The 15,203-nt window shown below is 60.3% G+C and carries 15 protein-coding genes and 1 pseudogene; 1 reads left to right on the forward strand and 15 read right to left on the reverse strand.

Features of this window, described 5'->3' with window-relative positions:
- Positions 1 to 193: 193 nt before the first annotated feature.
- Together ACO550_RS04660 and ACO550_RS04665 are read right to left on the reverse strand one after the other, a co-directional pair.
- The gene (locus ACO550_RS04660; RefSeq protein WP_485994273.1) at positions 194 to 634 is read right to left on the reverse strand and encodes a phosphate-starvation-inducible protein PsiE; all 441 of its coding nucleotides are present in this window, start codon (positions 632 to 634) and stop codon (positions 194 to 196) included.
- Positions 631 to 1,518, reverse strand: a pseudogene (locus tag ACO550_RS04665) (molybdopterin dinucleotide binding domain-containing protein); the annotation flags it as partial. The pseudogene ACO550_RS04665 and the gene ACO550_RS04660, both read right to left, overlap by 4 nt.
- A gap of 479 nt (positions 1,519 to 1,997) precedes the next feature.
- On the opposite strand from ACO550_RS04665, the gene ACO550_RS04670 reads away from it, so the two are divergent.
- Positions 1,998 to 2,255, forward strand: coding sequence for a MoaD/ThiS family protein (locus ACO550_RS04670; protein ID WP_315591761.1), 258 nt, complete (start codon positions 1,998 to 2,000; stop codon positions 2,253 to 2,255).
- Positions 2,256 to 2,306: 51 nt separating this feature from the next.
- On the opposite strand, the gene ACO550_RS04675 is transcribed toward ACO550_RS04670, so the two are convergent.
- The 13 genes from ACO550_RS04675 to ACO550_RS04735 all read right to left on the reverse strand — a co-directional run bounded on the left by ACO550_RS04675 (position 2,307) and on the right by ACO550_RS04735 (position 15,167).
- Complete coding sequence (locus tag ACO550_RS04675) at positions 2,307 to 2,477, reverse strand: hypothetical protein (protein ID WP_485994421.1); 171 nt, start codon at positions 2,475 to 2,477, stop codon at positions 2,307 to 2,309.
- 12 nt (positions 2,478 to 2,489) lie between these two features.
- On the reverse strand, positions 2,490 to 3,527 hold the full coding sequence (gene fba / locus ACO550_RS04680; protein WP_315591762.1) for a class II fructose-bisphosphate aldolase: 1,038 nt from the start codon (positions 3,525 to 3,527) through the stop codon (positions 2,490 to 2,492).
- A 42-nt stretch (positions 3,528 to 3,569) separates the two neighbouring features.
- Positions 3,570 to 4,805, reverse strand: coding sequence for a phosphoglycerate kinase (locus ACO550_RS04685; RefSeq protein WP_315591763.1), 1,236 nt, complete (start codon positions 4,803 to 4,805; stop codon positions 3,570 to 3,572).
- Between the two features lie 11 nt (positions 4,806 to 4,816).
- The gene (gene gap, locus ACO550_RS04690) at positions 4,817 to 5,827 is read right to left on the reverse strand and encodes a type I glyceraldehyde-3-phosphate dehydrogenase (protein WP_315591764.1); all 1,011 of its coding nucleotides are present in this window, start codon (positions 5,825 to 5,827) and stop codon (positions 4,817 to 4,819) included.
- Positions 5,828 to 5,877: 50 nt separating this feature from the next.
- The gene (gene gph / locus ACO550_RS04695; protein WP_315591931.1) at positions 5,878 to 6,573 is read right to left on the reverse strand and encodes a phosphoglycolate phosphatase; all 696 of its coding nucleotides are present in this window, start codon (positions 6,571 to 6,573) and stop codon (positions 5,878 to 5,880) included.
- Entirely contained in the window at positions 6,573 to 8,585 is a 2,013-nt protein-coding gene (gene tkt, locus ACO550_RS04700; RefSeq protein WP_315591765.1) for a transketolase, read from the reverse strand. The genes gph and tkt overlap by 1 nt, the downstream gene beginning before the upstream one ends.
- 28 nt (positions 8,586 to 8,613) lie before the next feature.
- A complete protein-coding gene (locus ACO550_RS04705; protein WP_315591766.1) occupies positions 8,614 to 9,492 on the reverse strand; it encodes a phosphoribulokinase in 879 nt (292 codons plus the stop codon).
- A gap of 11 nt (positions 9,493 to 9,503) precedes the next feature.
- On the reverse strand, positions 9,504 to 10,598 hold the full coding sequence (locus tag ACO550_RS04710; protein WP_315591767.1) for a class 1 fructose-bisphosphatase: 1,095 nt from the start codon (positions 10,596 to 10,598) through the stop codon (positions 9,504 to 9,506).
- Positions 10,599 to 10,653: 55 nt separating this feature from the next.
- Positions 10,654 to 11,379, reverse strand: a complete 726-nt coding sequence (gene rpe, locus ACO550_RS04715) for a ribulose-phosphate 3-epimerase (protein ID WP_315591768.1) — start codon at positions 11,377 to 11,379, stop codon at positions 10,654 to 10,656.
- 1 nt (position 11,380) lies between these two features.
- On the reverse strand, positions 11,381 to 12,145 hold the full coding sequence (locus ACO550_RS04720; protein WP_315591769.1) for an HAD family hydrolase: 765 nt from the start codon (positions 12,143 to 12,145) through the stop codon (positions 11,381 to 11,383).
- A 3-nt stretch (positions 12,146 to 12,148) separates the two neighbouring features.
- Complete coding sequence (cbbX, locus tag ACO550_RS04725) at positions 12,149 to 13,090, reverse strand: CbbX protein (protein WP_315591770.1); 942 nt, start codon at positions 13,088 to 13,090, stop codon at positions 12,149 to 12,151.
- 150 nt (positions 13,091 to 13,240) lie between these two features.
- Positions 13,241 to 13,660, reverse strand: a complete 420-nt coding sequence (locus ACO550_RS04730; protein WP_315591771.1) for a ribulose bisphosphate carboxylase small subunit — start codon at positions 13,658 to 13,660, stop codon at positions 13,241 to 13,243.
- Positions 13,661 to 13,706: 46 nt separating this feature from the next.
- Positions 13,707 to 15,167, reverse strand: coding sequence for a ribulose-bisphosphate carboxylase large subunit (locus tag ACO550_RS04735; protein WP_315591772.1), 1,461 nt, complete (start codon positions 15,165 to 15,167; stop codon positions 13,707 to 13,709).
- Between the last annotated feature and the right edge of the window lie 36 nt (positions 15,168 to 15,203).

Raw genomic sequence — 15,203 nt, forward strand, 5'->3', positions numbered from 1 at the left:
CTGTGTGGCGTCGCCCGCTAACTGGTGTCAGTAGTCTCTGGGCGAGCGCGGATGTGAACCCGGGGATGACGCAATCGGGCTTACCGGAAACTTGTCTTTTGGCCCACTCTAGTCTTTTTGCGACGCACAAGATTTACTGCCCTGATTTGGCCGGTAAGACATGCTGCTTAGCATCGAAACGCGCTGCCTGGTTCTACTCGGTATGCCCGAGATCCTGATCGTCCTCGACGGGGAATCGCGTCTGTCCATAGCGCAGGATCAACACACCACAAGCCAGCATCACGATTCCCGCGCAAAGGGCCAGCATGTGGAACTCTGTGGCCTCGTTGAAGCGCAGAATCAGATCGCGCGCCAATGACACCATGGCGATATACAACGGGAACCTCACCGGCAACTGTCCCAGCTTTAGATATCGTCCGACCATGGCCAAGACTTCGAGATAGAGGAACATCAGCAGCAGATCGGCAATTGACACCTCACCCTGGCCGACGATCTTCCATCCCTCCTGCGCCATTGCCAGCGTTGTAGCCAGGCCAATCACGACGAGGCCCACCACTTCGACGGCACCAAGAAACCCCTCAAGTCGTGCGCGCACGAATCGCTGCGGTGATGGCACTCCTGTCAACTTTCTCACGCCCACCCTCCTACCGCGACCTTCATCTCACTCTTTGCCAACCGCAGGATGACAGGCACCGATTTTGATGTCGGCGTATTGCACCCGTCCCCGGTGCTTTCCAGCGGAACCAGCGGATTCGTTTCGGGATAATAGGCGCCCACGCAACCTTGCGGAATGTCGTATTCGACAAGCTGGAAATCCTCCACCTGACGCGTGACGCCGTCGCCCCAGACACTGGTGATGTCGACCTTCTGCCCCGCCTTGAAACCAAGCTTTGCAAGGTCGGCAGCATTCATGAACACCACGCTGCGCAACCCGAACACGCCACGGTAACGGTCATCGAGACCATAGATCGTGGTGTTGTACTGGTCGTGGGACCGCGTCGTCATCATCACCATCAGCGCTTCGCCGTACTCCTTGCGCGCACGATGGATCGGCGAGTCCTTGTCGATGCCGTGCACCTTGAATTCGGCCTTGCCGGATGCGGTATGCCAGACGCGATGGCATGCCGCCGGCGTCAGGTGGAACCCACCCGGAATCGCTACGCGGGCGTTGTAGTCGTCGAACCCGTCGAGAACCTTCTCGATGGCATCCCGAATACGGGCGTAGTCCTGCGCATACCAGAGCCAGTCGATCTGTCCGGAACCCAGGGTCGCATGCGCCATGCGGGCCACGATGGCCGTCTCGGACAGCAGGTAGGGCGACGCGGGTCGGTTCATCCCATAGGAAATGTGGACCATGCAAACGGAATCCTCCACCGTGACACCCTGCGCCACGCCGTCCTGCATGTCTATCTCGGTCCGACCGAGCGTCGGGAGGATGAGCGACTCCTTGCCGTGTACCAGGTGGCTTCGGTTGAGCTTGGTGGCGATATTGACGGTCAGGTCGCACTGCCGCAGTGCCATCAGCCTGATTCTGCTTGAACAGCAGCTTGTATTTGTCGACACCAACCCTCTCCTTGATCAGATTGATGGCAACATACTTCAGTGCCCCCCAACCTGCGGCGGGGTGGGTATAAGGTTCGACTTCGCCTTTCTCGGGTATGGGAGCGTTCATGGGGCCGTTCCTGTCAGATATGCGCGCCTTGGACCCAGCCAATGAGGCCATTCGTTTCAGGCGGCGTGAGGGTTGGCCAGAGATTAAGAGCACCACCCCCAAACAGACGCGTACAAAATTCCGAGAAGAGTCAGAGTACAGTGAGCCGCCGTGGATCGCCCACTCAACTGCTCCCTTGGGGAAAGCGGCCAACTGTATCTTTCTCCGATAACACGCTATCCATATAGTGGCTGCGACTCTAGCGCTGACGGAGAATCCGGGATTTCACTTAATCCGGATCTCGCTATCGCACTCGAGCGTCGTCACCATATACATCCCTGCCTTCATGCGCCTTTTTCTAAAATACTTCGCGAGCATTCGGGAAGCCGCCGGATGCTCGGAAGAATTCATCATTGCACCAGAGTCTGTGCGAACTATGATGGATCTTCGCCAGTTCCTGATCCGTCGAGGCGGTCCCATGGCCGATGCCCTAGCGCTTCACCATCCCATTCGATCTGCAGTGAATCACGTAATATCGACGATGGACACACCTCTTTCGTCAAACGATGAGGTAGCGCTGTTTCCGCCGGTCACCGGAGGGTAGCGACACGGCATGCATGATTCTGAACTAGGTGAGTTGATAACGCGTGTTCGGTTACCGTTCCTGCGGAGTTTCGCAGCCGCAAAGCTCCATCAACGATCGCTCGATATTGCACGCAATCGCATCGAGTGGTAGGGCACTCGGAGCCATGCAGAACGGCTCTGAAACCTCTTCGGCTATGGCCTCGAGCGCTATCAACGTATACGCCACAAACACGCTAAGCAGGCACGTCGTCTGTCAGTCGTAGAGTTCGGCCACTCTCTCCAACGCCACAGGTCTTATCCGAGAGGCTTGACCCGCGCAGCCGAAGGCCTCGAAGCGTAGCTTCACCACGCTACGCGCCGCTTTCTTTGCCGCCAGCAACGCCCTTCGTGGATCGAACTCGCTTCGATTGTCAGACTGGGCTTTCCGGATGGCGCCAGTCATGGCCAAGCGGATATCGGTATCGATATTCACCTTCCGAACCCCGGTTTTAATGCCGCGCAGGATCTCTTCGACCGGGACACCGTAGGTCTCCTTGATGTCACCACCGTACTGGCGGATGATCTCCAGCCATTCTTGCGGCACTGAGCTGGATCCGTGCATCACCAGATGGGTGTCGGGAATCTGCTCGTGGATTTCTCGGATGCGGTCCATGGCCAGGATGTCGCCGGTGGGCTTTCGCGAGAATTTGTATGCACCATGGCTTGTACCGATGGCGATCGCTAGTGCATCGACCCCGGTACGCGCGACAAAGTCGCGGGCCTGTGCCGGGTCAGTCAGCATCATGTCATGCGACAGTGTGCCCGATGCACCCACGCCATCCTCTTCGCCAGCCGTGCCGGTTTCAAGCGACCCTAGGCAACCAAGCTCCCCTTCCACCGAAACACCAGTCGCGTGCGCCATCTCGCATACGCGCCGCGTGACGTAGACGTTGTACTCGTAGTCGGATGGGGTCTTCATGTCTTCACGCAGCGAGCCATCCATCATCACGCTTGTGAATCCGGAGCGGATCGATGCTTGGCAGATCGCTGGACTTGAGCCGTGGTCCTGATGGAGAACGATGGGGATGTCAGGATGGGTCTCGACTGCGGCCAGTACCATATGCCGTAGGTAGGCCTCTCCAGCGTACTTACGCGCCCCTGCCGAAGCCTGCAGAATCACCGGGCTTTTGGTTTCTTCAGCAGCCTCCATGATGGCTTGAATCTGTTCGAGGTTGTTAACGTTAAATGCCGGCACGCCATAACCGAACTCTCCCGCATGGTCCAATAGTTGACGCAAGGAAATAAGTGCCATGGTGAATCTCCTTTTCTTGATACAGAAACTGTAAGTTCGGATTCAAATGATGGCGCGCTGTGCTAGCACCGCCAACGCGGGCAACGTCTTGCCCTCCAGAAACTCTAGGAATGCGCCCCCTCCGGTAGAGATATAGCCGATGTGGTCGGCAATGCCGTACTTGGAGATGGCGGCGAGCGTGTCGCCGCCACCGGCGATCGAGAATGCCTTCGACGACGCGATGGCTTCGGCCAGCAGTTTGGTACCGTTGCCGAACTGGTCGAACTCGAACACGCCGACCGGGCCGTTCCAGACGATGGTGCAGGCCGCCTTGAGCTGGTCGGCCAGCATGGCGGCCGTCTTCGGGCCGATGTCCAGGATCATGTCGTCGTCGGCCACGTCCTTGACGTCCTTGACCGTGGCGGCAGCCGTGGCGCTGAATTCCTTGGCACAAACCACGTCCACGGGAATCGGCACCGATGCTCCACGTGCTGCCATGATGTCGATGATGGCCTTCGCATCGCCCACCAGGTCGGCCTCGGCCAGCGACTTGCCGATCTTCAGGCCGGCAGCCAGCATGAACGTGTTGGCAATACCGCCACCCACCACGAGGTTGTCCACCTTGTTGGCCAGCGACTTCAGGATAGTCAGCTTGGTCGATACCTTCGAACCGGCGACGATAGCCACCAGCGGACGGGCCGGCTGGCCCAGGGCGCGGCCCAGCGCGTCGATCTCGGCGGCCAGCAGCGGGCCGGCGCAGGCGATCGGCGCGAATTTGGCGATACCGTGTGTGGTGGCTTCAGCGCGGTGCGCGGTGCCAAAGGCATCGTTCACATAGATGTCGCAGAGCTTGGCCATCTTTTGGGCCAGTTCGTCGCTGTTCTTCTTCTCGCCCTTGTTCACGCGGCAGTTTTCCAGCAGCACGAGCTGTCCGGGGGGCACCTCAAATCCACCTTCAGTCCAGCCGGACAAGAGCGGCACCTGACGCCCCAGCAGCTCCGACAAGCGGCGCCCCACCGGCGCCAGGCTGTAGGAGGGATCGGGGGCCCCCTCCTGAGGCCGGCCGAGGTGCGAGGTGACCATCACCGCTGCCCCTGCCTGCAGGCAGGCCACAATGGCCGGAACGGAAGCGCGGATGCGGGTATCGTCGGTGATATGACCTGCATCATCCTGCGGGACGTTGAGGTCGGCGCGGATGAAAACTCGCTTTCCCGTCAAGCCGCCGGCTGCCAGTAGTCCAGACAGCGTGTGCGGCACCGTGGATGCCAGTTGCCTATCTGTAGTATGAGAAACACTCATCTCGATCCCCGTTATCGTGCGTTGACGAGCGCCAACGCGGTGTCCAGCATACGGTTGGAGAAGCCCCATTCGTTGTCGTACCAGGCCGAGACTTTGACCAGCGCGCCGTTGACCTTGGTCAACGTGGCGTCGAAGGTAGACGAAGCCGGGCAGTGATTGAAGTCCACCGAGACCAGCGGCGCCGTGTTGTAGTCCAGGATGCCCTTGAGCTCCCCCTCGGCAGCCGCCATGAGGATGCTGTTCACCTCCTCCACCGTGGTAGCCCGCGCCGCTACGAAGGTCAGGTCGACCAGCGACACATTGATGGTCGGCACGCGTACGGCAAAACCGTCCAGCCGGCCATCCAGTTCCGGCAGCACCAGCCCGACGGCGGCGGCAGCTCCCGTCTTGGTGGGAATCATCGACATGGTGGCCGAGCGCGCCCGACGCAGGTCATCGTGGTAGACGTCGCTCAACACCTGGTCGTTGGTGTAAGCATGCACCGTGGTCATCAGGCCGTTCACCACACCGAGCTTTTCATGCAGCGGTTTAACCAGCGGCGCCAGGCAATTGGTGGTACAAGAGGCGTTGGAAATCACCGTGTCGCTTGACTTAAGCATCCCGTGATTTACGCCGTAGACGATGGTGGCGTCCACATCGTTGCCGCCCGGCGCGGAAATGATCACCTTCTTCGCCCCAGCCGCCAGGTGGGCGGACGCCTTGCCCTTGTTGGTGAAGAGTCCCGTGCACTCCATCACCACGTCCACGTCCAGTTCGGCCCATGGAAGCTCCATCGGATTGCGCTCCGCCAGCACGCGGATCCGGTCACCATTCACGAGAAAGGCGTCACCATCGACCGAGACTTGGCCGGGAAAGCGGCCGTGGACGGTGTCGAACTGGGTCAGGTGTGCATTGGTCGCGGCGTTGCCGAGATCATTGATGGCAACGATTTCCAGGCCATGCCGCTTTCCGCCCTCGTAGTGGGCGCGTAGTACGTTGCGGCCGATGCGCCCGTAGCCGTTGATCGCAACCTTGATAGTCATGAGATCTCCGTTTTCTTGTATTAACCGTCGTTAATGGACTTTGCAAGCAATCAGGCGGCAGGCGCCAAACGCAACGGCGTCAGCAACGCCGGCAACTCGTCCATCGAATCAACAAGTGCATCCGCGCCTAGCGCCGCAGGCCCATCGGGACCGGCGTAACCGTAGCGCACAACGCAGACCGGCATACCGGCCGCGCGAGCGGCTGCCACGTCGACCGGCGAATCTCCCACCAGCACCGCTTGTCCTGGATCCACCTCCAACAGACGGCAGGCGTGGCGCAGCGGCTCGGGGTGCGGCTTCATCTGCTGGACTGAATCGCCCCCTACCAACACGTCAAGATACGGTGCGAGGCCGGACATAGCCAGCAGTGGCGCAGCCAGCAGACGCGGCTTGTTGGTGACGCAGGCAAGCCGGTAGCCTTCCCTCCTGAGAGCCTCCAAACCTGTAACCACGCCCGGAAACAGGCCCCCAAAGCGGCCATTGGTGTCGTGGTAATGGCGATGGAACAAAGCTTCGGCGTCAATGATGTCCACCCGCTGGGCGATCTGCGCAGTCTCCAACACACGCCGCACGAGGTTGGGCACGCCGCGGCCAATAAACCCCGCGACGATGTTGAACGGCAGCGGTTCGCTGCCGAAGTCGACTAGCATACGGCTGGCGGCTTCGACGATATCCGGCGCGCTGTCGACCAACGTGCCGTCCAAGTCGATCAGCACCGCTGCACAAGGTTTGGTTATGGTAGCCATCACGCCTCCTTCAGCAACGCGCATGTGGCCGCCGCGACATGCGCCGGGGTCAGGCCAAAGTGCTTGTACAGCGCTTCTGCAGGCGCTGACTCGCCAAACGTGTCGATACCCAGTGCCAAGCCTTCCTCGCCTACCACGCCGCGCCAGTACCAGGTAGTCCCAGCCTCCACACTGACGCGCGGTAGACCCGCTGGCAGCACCGTATCCCGGTATGCGATGTCCTGGGAGTAGAACAGCTCGACGCAGGGCATCGACACCACGCGTGCGGCAACTCCAATTTCTGCTAGGTCCAGCGCAGCGCGCATGGCGATTTCCACTTCCGAACCTGTGGCAATTAGCACCACGCTTGGTGCCTCGACATCGCGAAGTACATAGCCGCCGCGCGAGATATCCGTCCGTTGGTCCGCATCGCGCGCGAATGGCGTCAGCGTTTGCCGAGATAGCAATAAGCAGGTCGGGCCATCCTCACGTCGCAGCGCAGCCAGCCAAGCATAGGCTGTTTCAGTGCCATCGCAGGGCCGCCATACCTGGTTGTTGGGGATCAATCGCAAACTGGCGGCATGCTCCACGGGCTGGTGGGTCGGACCGTCCTCGCCTAGGCCGATCGAATCATGGGTCAGCACGTGCACCACACGCAAACGCATCAACGCCGCCATTCGGATTGCATTGCGCGAATAGTCTGAGAATGTCATGAAAGTGCCGCCGTAGGGGATCAGTCCACCATGCAGCGCAATGCCGTTCATCACCGCAGCCATGCCGAACTCACGCACGCCGTAACTCACGTAGTTGCCGTGCCCGACATGGTTGACCCAGACGGACGCCTTGACGTTGGTCAAGTTGGAGCCAGTCAGGTCTGCCGAGCCGCCCAGCAACTCGGGTAACGCCGGCGTCAGCGCCTCAAGGCACAGTTGTGAAGCCTTGCGCGTGGCGATTTTTCCTTGCAGCGGCGACGGTGCGTCCAGCATTGCTACCAACTCGGAATCGAACTCTTCCGGCAAGCGGCTGGTGGTACGGCGGATGAACTCTTCAGCCAACTCGGGATGCGCTGCGCGATAGCGGCTGAAGCGCTCCTGCCATTCGGACTCGCGAGAGGCGCCTTGCGCGCGCGCGTCCCACGCGTCGGCAACATCCAGTGGCACCGTGAAGGGCTCAGCTTCCCAGCCAAGCGCTGTGCGCATGGCGGCAATCTCGGCGGCACCCAATGGAGCGCCATGCACATCGTGCCCCCCGGCCTTGGCGGGCGCGCCTCGGCCGATCACGGTGCGGCAGCAAATCAGCGTGGGCCGGTCACGCTCCGCCTTGGCAACGTGCAGCGCCGCATCTACGGCCGTCGCATCATGACCATCGACGTCGGCGATTACGTGCCAGCCGTATGCAGCAAAGCGCTTCGGAGTGTCGTCGGTGAACCAGCCAACGACATCACCGTCGATGGAAATTCCGTTGTCGTCGTAGAAGCAAATCAGCTTGCCTAACCTAAGCGTTCCAGCAAGCGAACAAGCCTCGTGACTCAGCCCCTCCATCAGACAACCGTCGCCAAGAAAGACGTAAGTGTGATGGTCTACAACCTCGAAGCCAGGCCGATTAAAGGTGGCGCCCAGCAGCTTTTCCGCCAGCGCCATGCCGACGGCATTGGCGAGCCCCTGTCCCAGCGGCCCGGTAGTGGTTTCCACTCCTGGCGTCACGCCAATCTCCGGGTGACCAGGTGTGGCCGCATGCAGCTGACGAAACTGGCGCAGTTGCGCCATCGGTAGGTCGTAGCCGGTGAGGTGCAGCAGCGCATACTGCAACATGGAGGCATGACCGTTGGACAATACGAAACGGTCTCGGTCCGGCCACGCCGGGTTGACCGGGTTGTGGCGCAAATGGCGCCGCCACAGAACTTCAGCCATCTCGGCCATACCCATCGGTGCGCCGGGGTGTCCGGACTTGGCTTGCTCTACTGCATCAGCGGCCAGGAAGCGCAGAGCGTTGGCACATCGCGCTGCGAAATCGATACGTTCAGGGGCATTCATTTGCGGTGTCCTTGCAAACGACAATGGGTCATAGGGCGGCGCGCTTGCGGCGCTCCATCATGCGTAGCACGAAAGGCGTGAATATCAGCTGCATGGCCAATTCCATCTTGCCCCCGGGCACCACGATGGTGTTGGCGCGCGACATGAACGAGTCGTGGATCATGCTTAGCAGGTACTGAAAATCGATCCCCTTCGGATTGGCAAAGCGGATCACCACCATACTTTCATCGGGCGCCGGAATCTCTCGCGAGATAAACGGATTCGATGTGTCCACGCAGGGGACTCGCTGGAAGTTCACATGCGTGCGCGAGAACTGCGGACAAATGTAGTTCACATAGTCCGGCATACGGCGCAGGATGGTGTCGGTCACGGCCTCGGTCGAATACCCGCGCTGCTTCTTGTCGCGCCACAGCTTCTGAATCCACTCCAAGTTGATGACGGGTACCACGCCAATCAGTAGATTGGGATACCGGGCGATATCGACCTCATTTGTCACAACGCCGCCGTGCAATCCCTCGTAGAACAACAGGTCAGTATCCGCAGGCAATGGCTCCCATCGCGTGAAGGTTCCGGGCTCCTGCCCGAATGGTGCGGCCTCTTCGTGACTGTGAAGGTAATACCGGTGCATGCCTGTACCGGTTTCCGCATAAGAACGGAATAGGTTCTCCAGCTCACAAAACAGGTTGTTCTCCTCGCCAAAATGGCTGAAGTTCATATTGCCGGTACGTTCGGCCTCCGCCATCTTGACCTTCATCTCTGCACGGTCGTAGCGGTGGAAGCTGTCGCCCTCAATGACCACCGACTTCACACCTTCCCGACGGAAGATATTCTCGAAGGTACGGGTCACCGACGTGGTACCGGCGCCAGAGGAGCCGGTGATAGCGATAATGGGATAGCGTTCGGACATGGCCAGACACCTTAGGCAGACGCGCGGAAAAGGCTGCGCTCGTTGAACAGGGGATTCGGAAGATCGGGATCGGTCTGGTCGATGTGATAGCCCTCGATCCGTTCGACTTCATTGCGCGAACCGAAAATCACGCCAACGCGCTGATGCAGCGCCGAAGGCGCGACCGACATCAGCTCCTGGCGGCCCGTACTTGCTCGCCCCCCCGCTTGCTCCATCAGGAAGGCGATCGGATTCGCCTCATACAGCAAGCGCAGCCGGCCCGGCTTGGCCGGATCCTTGGTGTCGCGCGGGTACATGAAGACACCACCGCGCATCAGAATGCGGTGCGCCTCCGCCACCATCGACGCGATCCAGCGCATATTGAAGTCCTTGCCCCGCGGTCCGCTGTTGCCAGCCATGCATTCGGATATGTATCGCCGCACTGGGGCTTCCCAGAAGCGACTGTTGGACGCGTTAATAGCGAACTCTCTCGTATCCGCCGGCACCCGCAGGTTCGAATGAGTCAGGAAGAACTCGCCCAGATTAGGGTCGAGGGTGAAGCCGTTGACGCCATTGCCGACCGTCAACACCAGCATGGTTGTCGGGCCATAGAGCGCGTACCCGGCCGCCACTTGGGCCGTACCGGGTTGCAGAAAGTCCCGCTCTGTAACTGCATCGGATCCTTGCGGTGCGCGCAACACCGAGAAGATGCTGCCGACAGAGACGTTGACGTCGATATTGGACGATCCGTCGAGAGGATCGAACACCAGCAAGTATTTGCCGCGAGGGTAGTTCTCAGGAATCTGATACGGCGCGTCCATCTCCTCCGACGCCATGCCGGCCAGGTACCCTCCCCATTCATTGACCCGAAGGAAGGTGGTGTTGCTCAGCACATCCAGCTTTTGCTGAATTTCACCTTGCACGTTCACGTGACCTTGCTCGCCGCCTTCGCAGCTAGCATTGCCGTGCAGCCCTCCGAGCGCACCGAAGGCCACCGCGCGTGCAATCTCCTTGCAGGCCATGGCAACGTTGAGTATCAGGCCATTGAAGTCGCCACTGGCGTCCGGGTAGCGACGGCGTTCCTCAATTAGGAACTGCGTCAGGGTCATCCTTTGGACATCTGGCATGACAAGTCTCCTCTAGATTTGCTATGTGTTCTTGTGTCGTGCCGGTACAGGCGGGCTATGTGACAGTGGCCGCCTCGCGCAAACAGTGCAGAATGCTCCGGTAACCACCGTCGGCATCTGGTGCACCAAACACGGCGCTGCCGGCCACGAAGGTGTCGGCACCCGCTCGGGCTATGTCCACGATGTTGTCCACCTTGACGCCGCCATCGATCTCCAGCCAGACCTGCCGTCCGCCAGCAGCCTGCTGACGATCGATACGCGCGCGTACTTGGCGCACCTTGGCCAGCACGCCCGGAATGAAGGCCTGGCCGCCGAAGCCGGGGTTCACGCTCATCAGCAGCACCAGATCAAGCTTGTCCAACGTATGGTCCAGCCAATCCAGCGGTGACGCTGGATTCAGCACTAGGCCAGCCTTGCAGCCGTGGTCGTGGATTAGGCCAATGGTGCGATCCACGTGACGGCTCGTCTCTGGGTGGAAGCTGATGATGTTGGCGCCTGCTTTCGCGAACATCGGTATCAGCGCGTCTACTGGTTCCACCATCAGATGCACGTCGATGGGTATGGATACCAAGGGTCGAATCGCTTCGCAAACCAGCGGGCCAATGGTCAGGTTGGGTACATAGTGGTTGTCCATCACATCAAAATGCACTAGGTCCGCCCCGCCCTCCTCAATTGCGCAGACTTCTTCGCCAAGGCGCGCAAAATCGGCTGACAGGATCGATGGCGCCAGGCGAATGGTGCGCTGGCTATTGCGACTGATATCGGGTTCTTTTGCATGCATCTCAGGTCGCCTCGGTCGATGTATCGCGATGTAACGCACGCAGTGCGGCCAAATCAATCCAGCGTTGCGTCATGCCGGGAACGTGCTGGGAGATGAAGTTGGCCGGATCGCCAAGATGCGGAAGCACTAGCAGTGCCCCCTCGAACACATCTTGCGCGCTGAACGCAGTGGGAGTGACCAGCGTGGGAATGCCTGCTGCGCGGGCGGCACGCAATCCGTTCTCCGAGTCCTCTATGGCCACGCAAGCGGCAGCCTCCAAGCCTAGCTGCGCCAACACAGCGAAATAGACATCGGGGGCGGGTTTTTTGACCGCGGTAGTTCCAGCGTCACCGATCGCTGCAAAGCGCCGTCGCCAGTCCGCGCCAAGATGCGCCAGCAAGAGCGCGTCGAGGTTCGCGGGAGTGGTAGTGGTGGCAATGGCTACTGGAATGCCGGCATCTCCGGCTTCGGCGATCAAGCGAGAGATTCCTGGGCGCAGCGGCATAGAGCCCGCCCTAACGCACTCTGCATAGTGGCGAGTCTTGATGGCATGAACAGCGTCGATGGTCTCTTTCACCTTGCAACCACGGGCTTCTTCGGGGTCGACCATAAGCCAGTAGTGCATCAAACGCTCCTTACCTCCCGCTACCTTGAGCAGGCGCGTGTAGAGCGGTAGGTCCCAGTGCCAGTCCAGCCCAACTTCCGCAAAAGCGGCGTTGAACGCCTGCAAGTGCGCGCGTTCGGTGTCGGCCAGCGTGCCGTCGACATCGAAGATCAAGGCTTGCATGGATTACTCCTTGGCCGAGGCTTGGGATGGCACCTCGGGCTTCGAAAACACGCGACTTGCGCGTAGATCGTCCGCCGTGATGGTCGTCAGCGTATGGTCGTCGATCGCAGCGTCTACATCCTCGAGCAGCCGCGAGGCATGTCGCAGCCGCGCACGGTCTAGCGCATTGCGCACGCTGCGGGCGTTAGCGAAGTGCGGTTGCGACATGCGTCGTGACAGATAGTCGGCAAACACGGCTCGACTTTCCTGGTCGAAGCGGTACTGCATCTCGTCCAGCATCAAGTCGGCGATCTGGCTCAGTTCGTCGAGCTGGTAGTCGGGGAAGTCGATGTGGTGCGCAATGCGCGAAGACATGCCCGGGTTCGACTCGAAGAAACGATCCATGCGGTCCTTGTAGCCGGCCAGAATTACCACCAGATCTTCGCGGTTGTTCTCCATCACCTGTAGCAGGATCTCGATTGCCTCCTGGCCGTAGTCGCGCTCGTTCTCGGGTCGGTAAAGGTAATAGGCCTCGTCGATGAAGAGCACGCCACCCATGGCCTTTTTTAGGATCTCTTTGGTCTTTGGCGCGGTATGGCCGATGTATTGACCGACCAGGTCGTCGCGGGTCACCGCCACTAGATGGCCGCGCCGCACGTAACCGAGTTGGTGCAGGATTTGCGCCATGCGCATTGCCACCGTGGTCTTTCCCGTACCGGGATTGCCGGTAAAACACATATGCAGGCTGGGCGCCCCGGCGGTGAAGCCGCGCCCGGCGCGCAACTTGTCCACTAGCAGCAACGCTGCGATATCGCGGATGCGTGCTTTCACCGGCTTCAACCCAATCAGTTCACGGTCAAGCTGGGTCAGCAGCTCGGTAATGCCCGAGCTGGCCAGCGACTCTGCAAGCGATCCGGCCGGGGCAATTGGCGGCTGCAGCAATGCGGTCGTATCGGGGGCGGACATGACAGGCTCCTAGTCGATCATCTCGATAATGCCGAGGCAAAACTTCCCCCGGTGCGCGACCTAGCGGCCGCGCAGCCATGGGACTACACAGTCAGGAAATTGCCGGCGATAGTTCCTTGAGAGAGCTCCGCGAGGGCTGTGCCGGTACTGTTAGTAGCGGCTACCTTCTGGGCGCGCCTGCACGGCGTAGCTCTCGATCGAGTAGCGCAACGTGCGGCCGGGCTCCTCCTGACGTACCAGGCGGAAGCCTGGCTCATCGGCCGGACGATTCACGATGAACGACATCACCACTGACTCGACGGTATGGGTCGAATCGAATGCAGTGACGCGGATGTAGTGGTTGGGGAAGGTACTGCGCGCGTTGTTGATCTCCAGCAGGATGCCGGCGGCGTCGCGCAGGTCGAACATCGGAAGCCCGAACATCTCCCAGTAAGTGTTGCGCGGGTGCGGGTCGTCGGTATATTCGATACCAACCGCCCAGCCCTTCTCCAGGCAGTATTCAAGCTGTTTGGTGATCTGCCCGTCGGTCAGGTCAGGCAGGAAAGAAAAGGTGCCTTGAGTGATTCGCATGGTGTCCTCTCGTTCTGTGGGTTCGCGGTGGCGGCGTCCGGCAGGCTCAGGCCACCGATGCGGTGGGCACGAAGTCCGAGGTATCGGTCGGCGTGTAATTGAAGGTGATGTCACCCCAGGTATCCAGCGCCGCGCGCAGTGGCCCGCACCAGCGCGCTGCATCGCGCAGGATCTCTGGCCCTTCGTTAATAATGTCGCGACCTTCGTTGCGCGCCAACACCATTGCTTCCAGCGCAACCCGGTTAGCCGTGGCGCCCGCCTGAATACCCTGCGGGTGGCCGATGGTGCCGCCACCGAACTGCAGCACCACGTCGTCGCCAAACAAGCTGATCAGCTGGTGCATCTGACCAGCATGGATGCCGCCCGAAGCCACCGGCATCACCTTGCGCAGCGATGCCCAATCCTGGTCGAAGAACAGGCCTCGGGTCAGGTCGGTATGCGTGTATGAATCGCGGCAAACGTTGTAGTAGCCCTGCACCGTAAGCGGATCGCCCTCAAGCTTGCCCACCGCGGTGCCGGTATGCATGTGGTCGACGCCCGCCAGCCGCAACCATTTGGCAATCACACGGAATGACACCCCGTGGTTTTTCTGCCGAGTGTAGGTGCCATGGCCCGCGCGGTGCAGGTGCAGGATCATGTCGTTCTGACGACACCAGTTGCTCATGGACTGAATACAGGTCCAGCCGACAATGAGGTCGACCATGATGATGACCGAGCCCAGAGACTTGGCAAACTCCGCGCGCCGATACATCTCTTCCATGGTGCCGGCGGTCACATTGAGGTAGCTGCCCTTGACTTCGCCAGTTGCGGCCGAGGCCTTGTTGACTGCGTCCATTACGAACAGGAAGCGGTCACGCCAGTGCATGAAGGGTTGCGAGTTAATGTTCTCGTCGTCCTTCATAAAGTCCAGACCGCCCTTTAGGCCCTCGTACACCACGCGACCATAGTTGCGCCCCGACAGCCCGAGCTTGGGCTTGGTCGTGGCGCCCAGCAGCGGGCGGCCGAACTTGTCGAGACGTTCACGCTCGACAATGATGCCGGTGGACGGCCCGGCGAAGGTCTTCACATAGGCCACCGGGAAATGCATGTCTTCCAGGCGTGCCGCCTTGATCGGCTTGAAGCTAAAGACATTGCCGATAATGGAAGCGGTCAAGTTGGCGATCGAGCCTTCCTCGAACAGCGATAGGTCATAAGCGACGTAACAGAAGAACTGCTCCGGGTTATTGGGCACCGGATCGACCCGATAAGCCTTGGCGCGATACATGTCGCATGCGGTGAGACGGTCGGTCCAGACTACGGTCCAGGTAGCGGTCGACGACTCACCGGCCACAGCTGCAGCCGCCTCAACTGGGTCGACACCATCCTGTGGCGTGATGCGGAACAGCGCAAGCACATCGGTGTCCTTGGGCACGTAGTCGGCATCCCAGTACCCCATCTCACGATACTTCATGACGCCGGCGTCGTAGCGCTTGCGCGGTTTGGCTTGAATCGTCTCGGGTGCGTTCATGCTTGTCTCCCTTGCTAGGTTTTAGCGGCGTGATTG

It is taken from the genome of Cupriavidus sp. (assembly GCF_057315035.1).